Here is a 16,706-nt window from a genome sequence, read left to right as displayed (position 1 = left end):
ACACCAGGCCAGAAGGCCCTCACCCATTTCAAGATCCCTCAACCGAGACCTACATCACCCGTCCACAACCTCCCCGGACAGAACACCTAGGCCGGCGGGCCGGCGCCGAACGCGGCGACGGCGTCGAAGAAGTGGAGCGCCTGGTCGACGAAGTCCTCGCGGGAGAAGGCGAGGCCGCCGTCCACCCAGTTGAGCAGGATCTGGTTGACCCCACCGACCACGGCCATGGCCATCGCGGTCACGTCGGTGCCCTGGGCTGCCCAGTCCTCGCGGAGCAGGGACTCCACCAGCGAGGCGAGCCGGCGCAGGCCGCGGCGTCGTTCGGCGGCGGCGAGCGGTCCGCCGGCGAGTGACTCGACCAGCTTGATCCGGCCCTTGCGCGGGTCGTCGACCACGCCGCCGGCCAGGACGTCGAGCATGCCGCGTGCCCGGTCGCGGCGCGTACCGCCCGTGGCGAGGGCCGCCCGGCACCTCGCGGCCTCGTCCTGCTGGATCTCCTCGAGGATCGCGGCGAGCAGTTCGTCGAGGGAGGCGAAGCTCTCCGTGAAGTAGCGGTCGGGCAGGTGGCAGTGGCGGAGCACCGCGCGCATCGAGGTCCCGCCGTAGCCCTGGGTGGAGAACAGCTCGATGGCCGCGTCCATGATGCGGCGGCGCCGTGCCGCGACGCGCTCCTCGGCGGTCATGCCGCCGTACTTCCTCATACGGTCACCCCCGATCGGCATCTGAGGGCAGATGCCATCAGATAGGAGTATTCTCGGCCATCAGTCGCGAAAAGAACGCTTCCCACGCGGCGGAAGCCACCACCGGCCGCCCGACGGCCGACTGGACGGACGCACGCCGGCTTCCCGCCGCGCCGAATCATCCGAAGCCGGGTGAACACGGCCCGGCCGCAGCCGGAAGAAGTACCCATCATGGATGTGAAACGCCTGTTCATCGGGGGGCAGTGGACGACACCAGCCGGTAGCCGGACGATCACCGCCGCGTCCGCCAGCACCGGCGTGCACCTGGGCTCGGTGCCCGAGGCCGTGGACGCGGACGTGGACGACGCCGTGCGGGCGGCCCGTGCCGCCTTCGACGCCCCCGGCGGATGGCCCCGGTGGGAGCCCGAGCGCCGCGCCTCGGTCATGCTGCGGCTCGCCGACGCGCTCGAGGCCCGGAGCCGCCTGACTGCGAGCACGGTCAGCGCGCAGAACGGCATGCCGATCTCCACGGCCGAGCCCTTCGAGGGGACGGTCCCGGCCGCCCTGCTGCGCTACTACGCGGGCCTCGCCACCGGGGCGCCCCTCGAGGAACGCCGCGCCGGGCTGCCCGGCGGCAGCACCCTGGTCCGCAGGGAACCCGTGGGGGTGGTCGCCGCGATCATGACCTGGAACTTCCCGCAGACCATCGCCTTCTTCAAGATCGCGCCCGCGCTGGCCGCCGGCTGCACCCTGGTGCTCAAGCCGGCGCCGGAGACCGTGCTCGACTCGATGGTCCTGGCGGACGCGATCGAGGAGGCGGGCCTCCCCGACGGGGTCGTCAACATCGTGCCCGGCGGTCCCGGCGTGGGCGCGTACCTGGTCTCCCACCCCGGGGTCGACAAGGTGTCGTTCACGGGGTCGACGGCGGCGGGACGGCAGGTCGCGGTCGCGTGCGCGTCGCTGATGCGCCCGGTGACGCTGGAACTGGGCGGCAAGTCCGCCGCGGTCGTCCTCGACGACGCCGACCTGGGCTCGCTGACCGAGCCGTTCTTCATGGCCGGCCTGCTGAACAACGGCCAGACCTGCTTCGCCAGTACGAGGATCCTGGCCCCCGCCGACCGCTACGGCGAGGTGGTCGAGTTCTGCACGGCGATGGCGGGCGGTGCCGTCGTGGGCGACGCCCTGGACCGCACCACGCAGATCGGCCCGCTCGTCAGCGCCGGACAGCGCGACCGCGTGGAGGGCTACATCGCCAGGGGACTTGGCGAGGGCGCCCGGCTGACGACGGGCGGCGGGCGGCCGGCCGATCTCGACCGGGGCTGGTTCGTCCAGCCGACCGTCTTCGCCGACGTCGACAACGCCTCGGTCATCGCCCAGGAGGAGATCTTCGGGCCGGTCCTGTCGATCACGCCGTACGACGGAGAGGACGAGGCGGTCGGACTCGCCAACGACTCCGCGTACGGCCTCGCGGGCACGGTCTGGACCGCCGATCCCGAGCACGGCACGCGCGTCGCCCGGCGGATCCGCAGCGGCACGGTGGGGATCAACGGTTACGTGCCCGACCTCGCCTCCCCGTACGGGGGCGTGAAGGCCAGCGGCCTCGGCCGGGAGCTGGGCCCGGAGGGGCTCCAGGCGTACCAGGAGTTGCACTCCGTCTACCAGCCGTGATGCCCGCGCCATGGCGCGGTGGACCTCACAGGCCCGACGATCGTCACCTCCTTGACAGGTGACGATCGCCTGTGCGAACGTCGGCAGCAGCCGCGGTGGTGCCCGACTCCGCCGATCCCCCACCGGAGGGTTCCGTGAAAGTGCTCAGCGTCATGAAAGTGGCCACGGTGGCCGTGGCCGTCGTCACCATCGCCTGCGGGTGTTTCCTCCAGGTCTTCTGAGGACGACACCGCCAGAGAGAGGACCGGCATGCCGAACACGCAGAAGGCCGTCAAGGTCGTCAAGGTCGTGAAGGTGGCCAAGGCCGCTGACACCGGCGCGGTGACGCGCCAGGCCCGCTTCGGCGCCCTGCCCGAACGCGTCCGGCCCGAGGACACCACCGAGGTGGTGCCCATCGTGGAGCGGTACCCGTCGCAGGACCACTACGACCACGAGAAGTGGCTCACCTGCAGGTGGGTCTAGCAGCAGGCGCCGCGCCCCCGGACGGACTCCGGTCCGCCCGGGGGCGCGGCGATGGGGCCTACGGGGTGCGCCCCTTCGTGACGTGCAGGGACACCGGGACCGGCGGGAGCCAGTACGGTGTGTCGCTCCGCATCACCAGGGACGCCGCCCGGTCCGCCGGCCCGCGGATCCCGCGGGCGTCCGCCGTGACGGTGAACGTCGCCCGCTCGCCGGGCCGCAGGGTCAGACGGACCGGGCTCTCCGACAGCCAGCCCACGTCCGTCTCGGTCCCGTCCCAGCCCGGCAGTTCCTCCACGGTGGCCACCGGCACGGGGAAGCGGCTCTGGTCGCTGCCGCCCACCCGGTACATGCCGGGGGCGCCGCCGCCGCGGTACACGGCGGTCGTGGTGCGGGGCAGCGCGGACCAGGTGTCGCTGCCGGGGTCGTAGGCGTAGCCCTCCGGGGTGAGGACCCTGTTGACGCCGACCCGCTTGAAGCCTCCGGACACCAGGAGCCGCCCGTCGGCAGCTGCGTAGGCGGCGGTGGCCAGGCCCACGGGCATGTCCGCGCGGGGCTGCCAGGCGTCGGAGGCAGGGTCGTAGACGTAAGCCGCGGCCGTCTCCACGTACTCGTGGGTGCCGCCCGCGCAGTAGAGCTTGCCGCTGATGGCGCCGCACGAGGCCCAGCTGATCGACTGCGGGTAGTCCGCGGCCCTGGCCCACCTGCCGGCGGCCGGGTCGAAGACGTACACGGTGTTCGCGCACTCGGTGTTGGTGCATCCGCCGACGACGTACAGCCGCCCGTCGAGGACGGCGCCCGCCGCACCGTAGTGGCCCTGGGGAACGGCCGGGCCCTGTGCCCAGGTGTTCCGCGCCGTGTCGTAGACCTGCAGGGTGCTGCTGACCGTCTCCTGCGGGCCCCAGCCGCCGACCGCGTAGAGGCGGCCGTCGATGATCCCGTGGGCGGTGGCCTGCCGGGGCTCGGGCGCGGTGGCGCCGCGGGTCCAGGTGCCCGCCGACGGGTCGTGGACGTACAGGTCGGCGGTGGGCGTGGAGCCGTCGGAGCCGAGGGCGGAGTAGAGCCTGCCGCCGTAGGTCTCCACCGCGTTGTCCATCACCGGGACGGGGAGGTCCGGCAGGGTGCGCCAGGCCGTGGCCGGGGGTCCGGAGTCCGGGCCGGTGCCGGTGCGTTCGCCGATGCGGAGCGTGGCGGGGGCGGTGCCGGTGTTGCGCACGGTCACCTTCCGGGCCGCCTTGCCACCGGGTGCGGTGGTGGTGTCGATCCGGGTGGTGCCGACCGACAGCCGCCCCGCCGCGAGGGAGAAGGAGGCCTTGACCGCCCGGTCCGGCCGGACGGTCACGGTACGGGACGCCGTCCGGTACGCGGGCTTGGCGACAGTGACGGCGCGGCTGCCGCCACCGGGGACGAACAGCCGGTAGAGGCCGTCACCGGTGCGCGGGTCGCCGGTGGTGGCGGTGGTCGGCGCCGAGGGGCCGTGGGCCCCGCCACGCACCACCGCGCCGACGAGTCCCCGTCCGGTGTTGGCGTCGGTGATCGTGCCGGTGACCACTCCCCCGCGGACGGGGGTGAGGATCCGCCGGCTGACCGTCACGTCGTCGACGGCCCAGAGCATGCCGGGCCCGGTGAAGTGGAAGCGCAGCCGCACCGCGCGCTCGCCGGCGTAGGCGGTCAGCGGGACGTCGACGCGGCCGCTGCTCCACAGCTGGTCCTGGTGCCACACCGTCGTCCAGGTCCTGCCGCCGTCGTCGCTGACGTCGACGTCGCCGCTCTGTTCCGCGGAACCCTGGTAGTCGGTGGCGAAGGCCAGCGCGGGATCGCCGGTGCCGCTGAAGTCGTACGCGGGGCTGATCAGCTGGGTGTCCAGTGCGGTGTCCCAGCCGGCGTGGTCGTTGTCCGCGACGGCGAAGGCCCCGGAGCCTCCCGTGGTGTTGCCGCGGCCGCCCGGATCGTCGAACGCCCAGCCGTGGGCGGTGCCGGGCGCGTCGGCGACGCTCCATCCCCCGGGTGCCCCGGCCGTGGAGTCGAAGCGCTGCGTGTCGAGGGTGCGCACCGTCAGACGGTAGGCGGGGTTGCCGGTCGCCCAGGTGTCCGCGGGCAGCGCCAGGCGCAGGCCGCGGTCGGCAGAGCCCACCGTCACCTGCCGTACCAGGGACCGGTAGTGGGAGTCGTCACTGACGACCCGGAGGGTGTAGGTGTGGTTCCCGGGGAGGTCGAGACGGTACGCGCCGGTGGAAGCGTCGGACCAGACCGGGGCACCCGGGACGCCGTCCACGGTGATCTTCGCATGGAGCGGCCAGCCGTGCCCGGACCCGTCGGTGACGGTGCCCGTCACCCGGTGGGTCGGCAGTTTGCGCAGGCCGACGTCCCGGAGCAGCGCTGCGCCGTCGGTGACGTCGACGGCCGCGGGCTGCCCGGGCGCGTAGCCGTAGGCCTCGACCCGGACGTCGTGCCGGCCGGCGGGCAGCGGCAGGCGGTAGCGGCCGCGGGCGTCGGTGGTGGCGCGGAAGATGCCCGCGGTCACCACCGCCGCGGGCACGGGCGCGCCACTGCGCCGGTCGGTGACCGTGCCGGTCACGGTGCCGTGCGGCCCCATCCGGAAGGCCCCCGTGCCGTCGGGGGTGCCCAGGCCGGTGGGCCCGTCGTAGCCGGGGCCCGCGGTGCACAGGTACGCCGGGGAACACCGGCCGTTGGCGCCGGAGGCGACGTCGTGCAGTCCGGCGCCGCCGGAGGCGTACGGGTAGGTGTTGGGGTAGGTCCCGGCGACCGGGGCGTCGGCGGTGGCGTAGACGCCGGCGATGATCGGCGCGGAGGCGCTGGTGCCGCCCGCCACGCCCCAGCCGCCGCCGCTGTAGCTGTCGTAGACGGCGACACCGGTGGCCGGGTCGGCCACGGCCGAGACGTCGGCGACCGTGCGCCCCGGGCAGCCGGTGTCCTTCTGGAAGGCGGGCTTGGCCTCGTAGCGGGAGCAACCGGAGCCGGTTCCGGCCCCGTCGTGGCTCCACACCGACTCCGACCAGCCGCGCGGGGCGCCGGCGTCCCGGGTGAGGGTGGTGCCGCCGACCGCGGTCACGTGGGGGGACGCGGCCGGGTAGGCGACGCCGTAGCGGGAGTCCCCGGACGAGGCGACGACGGCGACACCGGGGTGGTCGTAGTGGACGTCGGCCGCGGACTCACCCGGGTCCTCGGGGAAGAACGCGTAGTTGGAGCCGTAGGAGTTGGAGACGTACCCCGCGCCGAGCGCCACGGCCTGGTCGACGGCGGCACCGAGGTCGTCGATGCCGGCGGAGTCGGCTTCGACGAGCAGGATCCGGGCGTTCGGGGCGACGGCGGAGACCATGTCCAGGTCGAGGGAGATCTCCCCGGCCCAGCCGGGGTCGGGGTCCGGGTAGTGGGTGCCGCCGCGCTGGTCGACCTTGGTGAAGCAGCCGTCGGCGGTGGTGCAGGCGGGCAGCCCGTACTGCGCCCGGTAGAGGGCGAGGTCGGCCTCGGCGTTCGGGTTGTCGAAGGCGTCGACGACGGCGATGGTCCGGCCCGCCCCGCCGTCGGCGGGCAGGCCGTAGGCGCTGCGCAGGTCGGCGGGCCCGAAGCCCTCCGGGTCCTGCCCGGCCGTCCGCGCGCCCTTGCGCGCGGGAACGTCGGTGCGGCGCAGCCCGAAGCAGGTGAACTCGTGCGGCTTGGGCGTACCGCAGAACGACTCGACGTGACCCCCCGGCGGCTGCGCGGACGCGGGCGGCGCCGTGGTCCGCCCGCCCTCTGCGGCCAGGGCCTGGGCGGGGACGCCGAGCGCGGCGAGGACGGCGGCGCTCAGCAGCCCGGCGCCGAGGGACAACCGTCTGCGCCGGTGGGGCGGACGGCTCGGGAACATGGACAAATCGCAACTCCTGTCGGCATCCTCGGGCGGCGGCACACACCGCCCCCGGATGGGTGAGTTGCGCGAAGTCCGGCGGAAGTTCCGGGTCCGGCGGGGGAATTTCCCGCGAACCGCGGTCGCGGACGTCTCAGGCCGTGTCCACCAGCCACTGCCGGACCTGTCTGCGCGCCTTGTGCAGCCGCGACTTGACCGTCCCGAGCGGGATGCCGAGGCGCTCCTCGATCTCGCGGTACTCCATCTGGCAGATGTCGCGGTACACCAGCGGCGCGACCAGTTCGGGGCCGGTGGCCTCCAGCCGCTCGAGGGCCTCCAGCAGGTCGAGCCGGGTCCCGGCGACCACGCTGGTCCTGCGCGGGTCGGGCGTGTCGGCCTCGGCGGCGGAGAGCGGCTGCTCGGCGCGGCGCCGTTTGAGTTCGCGGTACTTCTGGCGGGAGCAGTTGGCGACGACCGTGTACAGCCAGGTGTGGAAGAGGCTGCGCCCCTCGAAGGAGCCGATGCTGCGGGCGACTTGGAACAGCACGTCCTGGGCGGCCTCCTCGGCGTCCTCCCGGTGGGGCAGGAAGCGCCCGCAGCGGCGCATGACCTCGGGCCGGATCCGCGCGAGGAGCAGTTCCAGGGCCGCGGCGTCCCCGGCCGCCGCCCGCGCGGCGAGCTCCTCCGTCTCCTGGGCGGGCGTCACAGGGGTCCTCCTCGGTCCTTCTCGGGGTCGGTGCATGATAGGCACATGCCCCCACCTCAGCAGATCGGCCGCTACCGGCTGGTGCGACCTGTCGGTTCGGGGGCGTTCGCGATGGTGTGGCTGGCCCATGACGACTCGCTCGACGCGCCCGTCGCCGTCAAGGTGATGGCCGAGAACTGGGCGTACCGCCTGGACGTGCGCGAGCGCTTCCTCGCCGAGGCCCGGCTGCTGCGCAAGGCCGCGTCCAGCCGGCTGGTGCAGGTCTTCGACATCGGGGAACTGCCCGACGAGCGGCCGTACTTCGTGATGGAGTACGCCGACGGTGGCACCCTGGACGACCTCCTCGGCCAGGGACGGCCGGCCCTGGCCGAGGCGCTGCGGCTGACGGCGGAGGCCGCCCGCGGTGTCGCGGCGCTGCACGAGGCGGGCGCCGTGCACCGCGACATCAAGCCGTCCAATGTGCTGATCACCGGGGCGCGGGAGGGTCAGGAGCGGGTGCTCGTGGCCGACCTCGGCCTGGCGAAGGCGCTCGCCCAGGCCTCCGGTCTGACGATGGCCGCCGGTTCGGCCGGTTACATGGCGCCCGAACAGGCCCGCCCGGACGGGGGCATCGACGTGCGCGCCGATGTATACGGCCTGGGGGCCCTGCTGTACCACATGGTCACGGGCTCGGTGCCCGGCCCCGCGGGCAAGGTCGTACGGCCCGGCCGATTGCGCCCGGACGTCCCGGCGGCCGTGGAGCGGGCGGTGCTGCGCGCCCTGGAGCCGGACCGGCGCAAGCGCTGGCCCAGCGCGTCGCGCTTCGCCGACGAACTGGAGGCGCTGGCCGCCCGGTCCGCCGGCCACGAGGAAGGACGGCCGCGCCGGCGGCGTGGGCGGACCCTGGTGATCGCGCTGTGCGCCGCGGCGCTCGCGGCCGCCGGCGCGGGTCTCGCCGCCTCGCGTTCCGGGGCGCCGCAGAAAGTGCCGCCGACGGCGGTCAGCGACGCCACCGGCCGGATCCGGGTGGAGGTCCCCGCGGGCTGGGGCCGCGAACTCGTCCGCGGCGGCTGGAGCCCCGGGGTGCTGGGCCTTCCCGACACCCATGAGCCGGCCCTCCTGGTCGCCGGCGACGTGAGGAGCTGGCAGGACCTGGGCTCCGGCGTCGACGGCGTGTTCGTCGGGCTGAGCGAGCGGGGCGACCTCACCGCCCGGGTGGGTGCCATCCGGCACGGCGGCTGCCGCTACCGGGGCAGCCGCGGCTACGGGACCGAAGGGTCGCCGGGATGGAGCGGGCGGGTCCGTCACTGGACCGGCTGCGGCGCGGAGGGCGGCTCGATCGACGAGATCAGCCTCACCCGGGCGGGTGCCGCACAGCCCCAGGTGTACGTGCAGATCCGGCAGGACGGCGGCCCCGACCTGACCGACGATGTCCTCGGCGGTCTGCGGATCACCGGTTGAGCGGTGCCACGGATCGCCGAGAACTTCCGCCGCCCGCGGTGCATCTCACCAGGAGTACAGGATGCGGACCCGGCACAGGACACCCGGCGGCGCCCTGCCGAGGAGGAAAGAGACATGCACGTGGCCCAGCACGAGGCAAGGCCCATCGAGCGGCTCGACCGGAGCGCGACGCCGTCCGTCCGGCGCACCGGCCGTGGCAGAGTCGTCCCGCTGCTCGCGGGCGGGCTCGTCCTGACGGCGGCCCTGACCGGCTGTGGGGGCGGCGGCGGGAACAGCACCGCGAGCGCCCCGCACACCCTCCCCGGCTCGGCGGGTCCGGCGAGCGGGGACCTGACGAGCAGTGAGCCGCCGACCTCCACCACGCCCGCCGAGGACACCGCCGGCTCCGCCCCCGCGGCGCACCCGCCGTCCCCCACCGTCTCCACGCCGCCGCAGGCCGGCGGGCGCTGCCACACCTCGGACCTCAGCGCGTCGATCGGCCGCAACGACCCCGGCGCGGGCCAGGAGAACTTCCCGGTCGTCCTCACCAACCGCTCCGCCCGCACCTGCACGGTCTACGGCTTCCCTGGCGTCGCCTTCGTCAACGCCGCGGGGGAACAGGTGACCGTGGACCCGGAACGCGCCACGGGTCAGCCGGCACGGCGGGTCTCGCTCGCGCCGGGAGCCAGTGCCTGGTCGGCGATGTCCTTCTCCAACCCGTCCATCACGGGCGTGACCACGGTGACCCCGGCGGCCGTGCTCATCACCCCTCCGGACGAGACGGCGTCCCTGAAGGTGCCGTGGACCGGCGGCAGGGTCTCCAACACCGGCAAGGCGTCCGTGCCCCGCCTGGGGCCCTTCCAGCCGGGCAGCGGACCTGCGTGACGGGGGCGGCGCGGCTCATCGCCGCCGGGCGGCCCCGAAGAGCCGGCCGAGGGGACCTTCGTGGAGGCCCTCGCTGGTGAGGCCGTGGTAGACGATCACCACGGCGATGCACACCACCCCCACCACGGGGGCGATGAACCAGCCGCCGATGCCGCAGACCACGTACAGGACGAGGCCGGTCAGCGGCCGGGTCCGCTGCGAGCGGAGGTAGCGGGGCGACACACCGGGCTCGAGCAGTTCCGGGTGGTCGCACAGATAGCCGAACACCCCCCACCACGGCGCCGACATGACGGCCGCGACCAGCGCGTACAGGACGACCGCGACGCGCTGGTCGTGAGGGTTCCCCGCATCGCCGAACGCGTCACCGAGGACCGCGGTGGGGAACGGCACGATGACGGCGCTGAACAGGATGGCGAGGTTGATCCACAGCAGGCCGACGTCCATCCGGCGGATCAGACGGAAGAGCCCGTGGTGGTTGAGCCAGATGACGCCGACGTAGACGAACGAGACGAGGAACGCCACGTACGCCGGCCACTTGCCGGCGAGCCCCGGCACGAGTTCGCCGGGGCCGTGGTCCGGATCGTAGAGGTCGAGGACGAGCAGCGTGATCACGATGGCGAAGACGGCGTCGCTGAAGCCCTCGACCCGGCTGGTGTCCGCCAGGCGCATGCCGTCGCCGGCGACCGGGCCTGACGGAACATCACGATCCGGCGGATTTGCCATGGTGTGATCCTAGGCGCCGGGGTACGGCGGCGACGGAGGCCGCACAGCATGTCGGTCGTGGGGGCGCCGGCGCGGGATTCTCGCTTTCTTCGCTGGTCATTCGAGCTGCGCATGCCCCATCGGTGGCGATGTGCCGCAGCGCTGATCAAAGATGGACCGATGGACTACAGCTTCGAGGTCGTCATCGTGCCGGTGAGCGACGTCGACCGGTCGTCGGTGTTCTACACGGAGCGCGCAGGCTTCACCCTCGACGTCGACTACGCGCCCGGCGACGACTTCCGCGTCGTACAGCTGACACCGCCGGGATCGGCGTGCTCGGTGCAGATCGGGACCGGTCTCACCGATGCCGTCCCGGGGTCGCTCCGCGACCTCCACCTGGTCGTCGGTGACGTCGAGCGGGCCCGCCGGGATCTCGCCGAGCGGGGCGTGGCGGTCGGCGAGGTCCGGCACAAGTGGCCCCGCGACGGGTGGAAGGGCGGTTTCCGGCCCGGGCCGGACCCCGAGCGCCGTGACCACGCCGGTTTCGTCGACTTCGCCGACCCGGACGGCAACACCTGGGTGGTGCAGGAGCGCGGTTTCCACCGGACGGAGTGAAGCCGGCGCGCACCGCCGCAGGGAGAGCCGGGCGATTTTCGGCTTATGGACGTTTCGAACAGTTCGGATAGATTTTAGACATGGCGACACTGCGGGCGCTGGAGTGCCTGGTGGCCCTGGTCGACGAGGGTTCGGTCACCCGGGCGGCGGCCTCCCTGCACATGTCCCAGCCGGCGCTCTCCCACCAGATCGCGGCGCTGGAGCGGGAACTGGGCACGTCCGTGGTCGAGCGGCTGGCCCGCGGTGTGCGGGTGACGGCGGCCGGCCGTGCCGCGGCCGAGGAGGCCCGGATCGCACTGGCGGCCGCGACCCGGGCCGTCCGGATCGGACGGCAGGTCGGCGCGGGCAGCGGCGGGCGGCTGCGGATCGCCTGTGCGGAGACCATGACCGCGTGGCTCCTCGTACCGGTACTGCGCCGCTGGCGCTCGCGCCGGCCCGAGGTCCGACTGGAACTGGCGGAGTTCAGCAGCGCCGACCGCATGGTGGAGCACCTGATGAACGGCGCCACCGACCTGGTGGTGGGACCGGAACCCACCGCGACGACGGCCCACGCGGAGGTGCTGGGGCGGGAGGAGATGGTGGTGGTCACCTTCCCCGGTCATCCCTTCGCCTCGCGGGCGTCGGTCGCGGTCAAGGAGCTCACCGACGAGCCCTTCGTCCACTACGACCCGGACAACGGGATGGCGGTCTGGGTGGACCGGTTCGTCACCTCGCACCAGGTGACCCTGAGTCCCGTGCTGCGCACGCGCAGTCCGCGCACCGCCGCCCAGCTCGCGGGAGCCGGCATGGGGGTGACCCTGGTGCCGGTGTCGGCCCTGGCCGGCCGGCCCGCGGCGGTGGTCCGGCGGCTGGAGCCCCGCGTCCACCGCGACATCGTGGCCCTCACGATGACGCCCTCGGACGCCCTGGTCCGGCGGTTCATCGCCGACCTGCGCAGCCGGGGGCTCCCGAAGGTGGACACCGCCGCCGCGCTCCCGACCGCCTAGCCGCGCCGGGCCCCGCCGTCGTCATCGGCGCCCGCCCCCACAACAGCAACCGATCACAGCGCCCAGGAGGTCGAAGATGACCCGCACCGTCCACTACCGCACCACCGAGGTCAACGGCCTGGAGGTCTTCCACCGGGAGGCCGGTGACCCCGGGGCACCCGTCCTGGTGCTGCTCCACGGGTTCCCGACGAGCTCGCACATGTTCCGGAACCTGATCCTCGCCCTCGCCGACCGCCACCGAGTGATCGCCCCCGACCACATCGGCTTCGGCCAGTCGGCCATGCCGGCGGCGACGGACTTCCCGTACACCTTCGACGCCCTCACCGAGGTCACCTCCGGGCTGCTGGAACAGCTCGGCGTGGACCGCTTCGCCGTGTACGTCCAGGACTACGGCGCCCCCATCGGATGGCGACTGGCGCTGGCGGACCCGCGGCGGATCACCGCTGTCGTCAGCCAGAGCGGCAACGCGTACACGGAGGGGTTCGTCATGCCCTTCTGGGACGGGCTGTTCGCCTACGCCAAGGACCCGAACCCCGAGACGGAGGCGCCGGTGCGCGGCGTGCTGACCCTGGAGGCCACCCGCTGGCAGTACCTGAACGGGGTGGCCGACCCCAGCCTGGTCAGTCCCGACAACTGGGTCCACGACCAGGCGCTCCTGGACCGGCCGGGCAACGCCGAGATCCAGCTCAGCCTGTTCCGCGACTATCCGCGCAACGTCGACATGTACCCGGCGGTCCACCAGTACTTCAGGGACTCCCAGGTCCCGCTGCTGGCCGTGTGGGGCGAGCGCGACGAGATCTTCGGGCCCGACGGTGCCCGCGCCTTCCGGCACGACCTGCCGGACGCCGAGGTGCACCTGGTGGAGTCCGGGCACTTCGCGCTGGAGAGCCATCTGGAGCCCATCGCGGAGTACATCCGTGGCTTCCTGGGCCGGGTCCCGGTCTGAGCGGCGGGTCCCGGTCTGAGCGGCGGGTCACCGCCCCGGGCCGGGCAGCTCATCCGGCCGGGGAGGCGCGGCCGGAACGGTTGCGTTCGTAGTGGCGTGCGACGCGGGTCCGGTTGCCGCAGACGTTGCTCGCGCACCACTTGCGGCGCCTGTTCCCCGCCAGGAACAGCATCGAGCACTCCGGGTTGGCGCAGCGGCGCAGGAGCCGCAGCCGGTCGGGGCTGCCCAGCAGCGCCACGGCCTCCGCCGCGATCACCGCGAGGGCGGCGTTGCCGCCGTACTCGGTGTGCCGCCTGGCGGTCTCCCGGAGTCCTTCTCCGGTGACGACGAGCCGGGGGCTGACGGGCGCGGAGGAGGCCGCGGCGTTGATGTCCTCCACCGCGGCGGGATCCACGGGCCGGCCCTCCAGATGCGCGTCGAACGCCTCCCGGACGGCCGCGCGGAGCCTGCGGGTCGCCACCGGATCGGGGGCGGGGCCCGGCGGGAGCCTCCTCGCCTGGATCCCCCACCAGGCGGCGGCCGCGGCAGGAGTCCCGATCAGGTCCTCGGCCGGCTCGCGGGCGGTCTTCACCGTGTCCGCGAGGTCCAGTGCGACCAGGGGCTCCCCGCCCATGGGGAAACCCGCGGCCTGCAGCTCCTCAAGCCCGACACGAACGCTCACAGAGGAAAGATATGCATTAGGGCACCGGGAATCCAGCCAATCCCGGACCGTCGAATTACGACGTGATCGCCTCCAAAAGACGAATCCTTGATCGCTTGTTCCACGTCACTAACGGTTCTAGCGTCGAAGTATCCATTACGACGGCCGACGAGGAAGGCAGAGCCATGGGACTGTCCTGGCAGCAGGGGCCGCTCTCCACCACCCGGATCGGACACTTCCTGGTGCCCGATCCGCTCCCCGAGCGCATGCTCTTCGCCGAGCGCCTTCGACGCCGCATGCGGGTCCGGTTCGCGGGCGAGTGGATCGCCGACAGCGAGGACGTGGTGCTGCTCCACGAGCCGGGCCGCTATCCGGTCGCGTACTTCCCGCGCTCCGACGTCCTGCCCGAGGCGCTGGTGGCCGGAAACCGCGTCACGCGGCACAAGGACCTGGGGGACACCGCCTGGTTCGCGGTACGCGCCGGCGGGCGGACGGCCGAGCGCGCCGCCTGGGAACTGGTCGCGCTCCCTCAGCACGCGGGCGACCTCAAGGGGCGGATCGCCTTCGCCTGGCGGGCGATGGACGCCTTCTACGAGGAGGACGACCGCATCCTCGGTCACGCCGCGGACGCATACCACCGCATCGACATCCGCACCACCTCCCGCACGCTGGAGGTCCGCTCCGAAGGCCGTGTGGTGGCCCGGTCCGAGCATCCCGTGGTGCTCTACGAGTCGGGTTTCGCGCCCCGGTGGTACGTGCCGCGCGCGGACGTCGACGAGAGCGCGCTGACGCCCGCCGAGGACCGGACCTTCTGCCCCTACAAGGGGATCGCCGCCTACTACGACATCGGCGGTGCCAGGAAGGCGGCGTGGTCGTACCGCGACGCCTACCCCGAGGTCGGCCGCATCGACGACCTGGTCTCCTTCGAGCCGGACAAGGTCGAGGTCACCCTCGACGGCAAGCGGCTGGAGCCGGAGCCGGGCCAGCAGGTGATCCCGCACGGCGTGGACCGCGGCCTGGACGCCGACGAGGTCCGCGGCCGTTAGGCACGGCGCCCGGCACGGTCGCCTGCACACCGGGGCACCCCCCACACGCGACGAGATCAAGGAGAGAGTGCCATGTCATCTTCCCTGCAGGACCGGACCGTCCTGGTGGTGGGCCGCGGCAGCGGCATCGCCCGGGCGGTCGCCGACGCCGCGCTCGCCGAGGGCGCGCACGTCGTCGCCGCCGGGCGGACGCCGGGTGACCTCGAGGACGCCTACAAGGGCACGGACGTCACCGTACGGCGGGTCGACCTCACCGACGAGGGCACGATCGCCGCACTCGCCGAGGACCTCGGCCGCGTCGACCACGTGGTCTCCACGGCGTCCGCCCGGGCCCGGGGGAAGGTGAGCGAACTGACCCCCGAGGCGATCGTCCTGTCCTTCCACACCAAGGTGGTCGGGCCGATCATGCTGGCCAAGCACTTCGCCCCGCGCATGCCCGAGGACGGGTCCTTCGTCCTGTTCTCGGGCGTCGCGGCCCTCGAACCCGACCCGGGCTTCCTCGGGGTCGCCGCCACCAACGGCTCGGTCAACACCGTCACCCGGTCGCTGGCCGTCGAGCTCGCCCCGATCCGCGTCAACGCCGTGTCCCCCGGCACCATCGACACCGGCGCCTGGGACGGACTCGGCGACGAGGGGAAGTCCGAGCTCTTCGCCCGCCTGTCCGGCAGCAACCCCGCCCGGCGGATCGGCACGCCGCAGGACGTCGCCCAGGCCGTGGTGTTCACGATGACCAACACCTTCATGACCGGGGTCTCCCTCGCGGTCGACGGAGGCCAGCCGCTGGTGTGACCACCCCACCCCGTACCCCGGCACACGGGACCGTCGGTGGCCGGACTCCCCCCGGGCACGCGGCATTTCCACCCGAAAGGCCTGACCGATGACCGACCGGCGCCACTCCCCCTTCCTCCTCGACCCGGGCGGCCGGGCCCTGCACACCGAGAGTGCCGCGCTGCGCGCCCGCGGCGCGGTGACGAAGGTGCTGCTGCCCGGCGGCGTCGAGGCGTGGTCGGTGAACAGCCACGCCGCGCTGGAGCATCTGCTCACCGACCCACGGGCGTCCAAGGACTCCCAACGGCACTGGCCGCGCTTCGCGTCGGGCGGGATCACCCCGCAGTGGCCGCTGTACGCGTGGGTGGCGGTGCGCGACATGTTCACCGCCTACGGCGACGACCACCGGCCTCCGACAAGGACCATCTCGCCTTCGGGCACGGCGTCCACTACTGCCTCGGCGCCCCGCTGGCCCGACTGGAGGCCGCGGTCGCCCTGCCCGCGCTCTTCGCGCGCCACCCCACGATGACGCTCGCCGAGGAACCCGGCGCGCTGGAGCCGGTGACGTCCTTCATCTCCAACGGGCACGCCCGGCTGCCCGTCACCCTCACCCGCGCCGCCCGGCGCCGCGCGGCGCGAGGCCGTCCAGCTGCCGGTCGTGGACCCTGCTGAGCAGCAGCAGCGACAGCACGGCACCGACCAGGGCGCAGAACATGTCCCACTGGGTGTCCCAGACGTCCCCCTGCGTGGCGAGGAACGCGTCCGCGGCGTCCCCGCCGATCAACGCGGCCCACCACTCGATTAGTTCGAAGAACGCGCTGAACGCCATGCAGGCACAGACGGTGAGCGGCGCGAGCCAGCGGCTGCCGCGCAGCGGGGAGGTGCGGACGAGGATCTCACGGACGAGCACGGCGGGGACGAAGCCCTGCATGAGGTGGCCGATCCGGTCGTACGGGTTGCGCGACAGGTCCAGGGTGTCGCGCAGCCACTCCCCGAACGGGACCTGGGCATAGGTGTAGTGACCGCCCACCGACAGGACCAGGGCGTGCAGGGCCAGCAGCACGCACAGCAGCCCGGTCAGCGGGAAGCGGCGCCGCAGGGCCACGGCGAGCGGCAGCCCGATCATGATCCAGAAGGTCTCCAGCACCCACGTGCCGCGCTCCCGGGGATGGATTCCGGACATCACGAGGACGGCGAGCACGAAACCGGCGGCCAGCACGGGCAGCCCGACGCGCCGGACGGGGACGGTGAGGTCTGTCATGTCCACCAGGGTCGAGGGACGCGGTGCACGGGCGCATGAGTACGCCTACTCAATCCTGAGACGCGGCTCACACCGGAC

16 protein-coding genes and 1 pseudogene are annotated in these 16,706 nt (G+C 73.3%); 11 read left to right on the top strand and 6 right to left on the bottom strand.

Features of this window, described 5'->3' with window-relative positions:
- Positions 1-86: 86 nt before the first annotated feature.
- The gene (locus tag ACFYYN_RS41625; RefSeq protein WP_500549939.1) at positions 87-701 is read right to left on the bottom strand and encodes a TetR/AcrR family transcriptional regulator; all 615 of its coding nucleotides are present in this window, start codon (positions 699-701) and stop codon (positions 87-89) included.
- 210 nt (positions 702-911) lie between these two features.
- On the opposite strand from ACFYYN_RS41625, the gene ACFYYN_RS41620 reads away from it, so the two are divergent.
- Together ACFYYN_RS41620 and ACFYYN_RS41615 are read left to right on the top strand one after the other, a co-directional pair.
- On the top strand, positions 912-2,348 hold the full coding sequence (locus ACFYYN_RS41620; RefSeq protein ID WP_500549938.1) for an aldehyde dehydrogenase: 1,437 nt from the start codon (positions 912-914) through the stop codon (positions 2,346-2,348).
- 249 nt (positions 2,349-2,597) lie between these two features.
- Positions 2,598-2,810 (top strand): hypothetical protein, encoded by a 213-nt coding sequence (locus ACFYYN_RS41615; protein WP_500327631.1) that lies wholly within the window; start codon positions 2,598-2,600, stop codon positions 2,808-2,810.
- Between the two features lie 58 nt (positions 2,811-2,868).
- Here the strand turns inward: ACFYYN_RS41615 and ACFYYN_RS41610 are convergent, their stop codons facing one another.
- Positions 2,869-6,675 (bottom strand): Kelch repeat-containing protein, encoded by a 3,807-nt coding sequence (locus ACFYYN_RS41610; protein ID WP_500549937.1) that lies wholly within the window; start codon positions 6,673-6,675, stop codon positions 2,869-2,871.
- Between the two features lie 133 nt (positions 6,676-6,808).
- Positions 6,809-7,396, bottom strand: a complete 588-nt coding sequence (locus ACFYYN_RS41605; RefSeq protein ID WP_500549936.1) for an RNA polymerase sigma factor — start codon at positions 7,394-7,396, stop codon at positions 6,809-6,811.
- Positions 7,397-7,405: 9 nt separating this feature from the next.
- Here ACFYYN_RS41605 and ACFYYN_RS41600 point away from each other — a divergent pair, with 9 nt between their 5' ends.
- Together ACFYYN_RS41600 and ACFYYN_RS41595 are read left to right on the top strand one after the other, a co-directional pair.
- Entirely contained in the window at positions 7,406-8,800 is a 1,395-nt protein-coding gene (locus tag ACFYYN_RS41600; protein ID WP_500549935.1) for a serine/threonine-protein kinase, read from the top strand.
- A 114-nt stretch (positions 8,801-8,914) separates the two neighbouring features.
- Positions 8,915-9,664, top strand: coding sequence for a DUF4232 domain-containing protein (locus ACFYYN_RS41595; RefSeq protein ID WP_500549934.1), 750 nt, complete (start codon positions 8,915-8,917; stop codon positions 9,662-9,664).
- A 15-nt stretch (positions 9,665-9,679) separates the two neighbouring features.
- Here the strand turns inward: ACFYYN_RS41595 and ACFYYN_RS41590 are convergent, their stop codons facing one another.
- Positions 9,680-10,387, bottom strand: coding sequence for a TMEM175 family protein (locus ACFYYN_RS41590; RefSeq protein ID WP_500549933.1), 708 nt, complete (start codon positions 10,385-10,387; stop codon positions 9,680-9,682).
- A 159-nt stretch (positions 10,388-10,546) separates the two neighbouring features.
- Here ACFYYN_RS41590 and ACFYYN_RS41585 point away from each other — a divergent pair, with 159 nt between their 5' ends.
- From ACFYYN_RS41585 to ACFYYN_RS41575, 3 genes are all read left to right on the top strand, one after another.
- Positions 10,547-10,981 (top strand): VOC family protein, encoded by a 435-nt coding sequence (locus ACFYYN_RS41585; protein ID WP_500549932.1) that lies wholly within the window; start codon positions 10,547-10,549, stop codon positions 10,979-10,981.
- A gap of 80 nt (positions 10,982-11,061) precedes the next feature.
- Positions 11,062-11,967: a LysR family transcriptional regulator gene (locus tag ACFYYN_RS41580; RefSeq protein ID WP_500549931.1), complete on the top strand. Its 906-nt coding sequence runs from the start codon at positions 11,062-11,064 to the stop codon at positions 11,965-11,967.
- 76 nt (positions 11,968-12,043) lie between these two features.
- On the top strand, positions 12,044-12,913 hold the full coding sequence (locus tag ACFYYN_RS41575) for an alpha/beta fold hydrolase (RefSeq protein ID WP_500549930.1): 870 nt from the start codon (positions 12,044-12,046) through the stop codon (positions 12,911-12,913).
- Between the two features lie 49 nt (positions 12,914-12,962).
- On the opposite strand, the gene ACFYYN_RS41570 is transcribed toward ACFYYN_RS41575, so the two are convergent.
- On the bottom strand, positions 12,963-13,574 hold the full coding sequence (locus ACFYYN_RS41570) for a CGNR zinc finger domain-containing protein (RefSeq protein WP_500549929.1): 612 nt from the start codon (positions 13,572-13,574) through the stop codon (positions 12,963-12,965).
- Positions 13,575-13,738: 164 nt separating this feature from the next.
- On the opposite strand from ACFYYN_RS41570, the gene ACFYYN_RS41565 reads away from it, so the two are divergent.
- The 4 genes and pseudogenes from ACFYYN_RS41565 to ACFYYN_RS41550 all read left to right on the top strand — a co-directional run.
- Complete coding sequence (locus ACFYYN_RS41565; protein ID WP_500549928.1) at positions 13,739-14,599, top strand: DUF427 domain-containing protein; 861 nt, start codon at positions 13,739-13,741, stop codon at positions 14,597-14,599.
- A 72-nt stretch (positions 14,600-14,671) separates the two neighbouring features.
- A complete protein-coding gene (locus ACFYYN_RS41560; RefSeq protein WP_500549927.1) occupies positions 14,672-15,388 on the top strand; it encodes an SDR family oxidoreductase in 717 nt (238 codons plus the stop codon).
- Positions 15,389-15,476: 88 nt separating this feature from the next.
- On the top strand, positions 15,477-15,896 hold the full coding sequence (locus ACFYYN_RS41555) for a hypothetical protein (protein ID WP_500549943.1): 420 nt from the start codon (positions 15,477-15,479) through the stop codon (positions 15,894-15,896).
- Positions 15,782-16,039 (top strand): annotated as a pseudogene (locus ACFYYN_RS41550) (hypothetical protein); the annotation flags it as partial. The gene ACFYYN_RS41555 and the pseudogene ACFYYN_RS41550, both read left to right, overlap by 115 nt.
- On the opposite strand, the gene ACFYYN_RS41545 reads toward ACFYYN_RS41550, so the two are convergent.
- On the bottom strand, positions 15,975-16,628 hold the full coding sequence (locus ACFYYN_RS41545) for a DUF2238 domain-containing protein (protein WP_500549926.1): 654 nt from the start codon (positions 16,626-16,628) through the stop codon (positions 15,975-15,977). The pseudogene ACFYYN_RS41550 and the gene ACFYYN_RS41545 overlap by 65 nt on opposite strands.
- Between the last annotated feature and the right edge of the window lie 78 nt (positions 16,629-16,706).

This window comes from Streptomyces sp. NPDC001902, assembly GCF_042891295.1.
Taxonomy (GTDB): domain Bacteria; phylum Actinomycetota; class Actinomycetes; order Streptomycetales; family Streptomycetaceae; genus Actinacidiphila.
The sequence above is the reverse complement of the archived record's forward strand: the minus strand, read 5'-3'. Positions and strand labels throughout refer to the sequence as shown.

What these genes read in the sequence shown, in the direction of transcription:
- ACFYYN_RS41625 (WP_500549939.1), bottom strand. Translation starts at nt 701, where the DNA reads ATGAGGAAGTACGGCGGCATGACCGCCGAGGAGCGCGTCGCGGCACGG.
- ACFYYN_RS41620 (WP_500549938.1), top strand. Translation starts at nt 912, where the DNA reads ATGGATGTGAAACGCCTGTTCATCGGGGGGCAGTGGACGACACCAGCC.
- ACFYYN_RS41615 (WP_500327631.1), top strand. Translation starts at nt 2,598, where the DNA reads ATGCCGAACACGCAGAAGGCCGTCAAGGTCGTCAAGGTCGTGAAGGTG.
- ACFYYN_RS41610 (WP_500549937.1), bottom strand. Translation starts at nt 6,675, where the DNA reads ATGTTCCCGAGCCGTCCGCCCCACCGGCGCAGACGGTTGTCCCTCGGC.
- ACFYYN_RS41605 (WP_500549936.1), bottom strand. Translation starts at nt 7,396, where the DNA reads ATGCACCGACCCCGAGAAGGACCGAGGAGGACCCCTGTGACGCCCGCC.
- ACFYYN_RS41600 (WP_500549935.1), top strand. Translation starts at nt 7,406, where the DNA reads ATGCCCCCACCTCAGCAGATCGGCCGCTACCGGCTGGTGCGACCTGTC.
- ACFYYN_RS41595 (WP_500549934.1), top strand. Translation starts at nt 8,915, where the DNA reads ATGCACGTGGCCCAGCACGAGGCAAGGCCCATCGAGCGGCTCGACCGG.
- ACFYYN_RS41590 (WP_500549933.1), bottom strand. Translation starts at nt 10,387, where the DNA reads ATGGCAAATCCGCCGGATCGTGATGTTCCGTCAGGCCCGGTCGCCGGC.
- ACFYYN_RS41585 (WP_500549932.1), top strand. Translation starts at nt 10,547, where the DNA reads ATGGACTACAGCTTCGAGGTCGTCATCGTGCCGGTGAGCGACGTCGAC.
- ACFYYN_RS41580 (WP_500549931.1), top strand. Translation starts at nt 11,062, where the DNA reads ATGGCGACACTGCGGGCGCTGGAGTGCCTGGTGGCCCTGGTCGACGAG.
- ACFYYN_RS41575 (WP_500549930.1), top strand. Translation starts at nt 12,044, where the DNA reads ATGACCCGCACCGTCCACTACCGCACCACCGAGGTCAACGGCCTGGAG.
- ACFYYN_RS41565 (WP_500549928.1), top strand. Translation starts at nt 13,739, where the DNA reads ATGGGACTGTCCTGGCAGCAGGGGCCGCTCTCCACCACCCGGATCGGA.
- ACFYYN_RS41560 (WP_500549927.1), top strand. Translation starts at nt 14,672, where the DNA reads ATGTCATCTTCCCTGCAGGACCGGACCGTCCTGGTGGTGGGCCGCGGC.
- ACFYYN_RS41555 (WP_500549943.1), top strand. Translation starts at nt 15,477, where the DNA reads ATGACCGACCGGCGCCACTCCCCCTTCCTCCTCGACCCGGGCGGCCGG.
- ACFYYN_RS41545 (WP_500549926.1), bottom strand. Translation starts at nt 16,628, where the DNA reads ATGACAGACCTCACCGTCCCCGTCCGGCGCGTCGGGCTGCCCGTGCTG.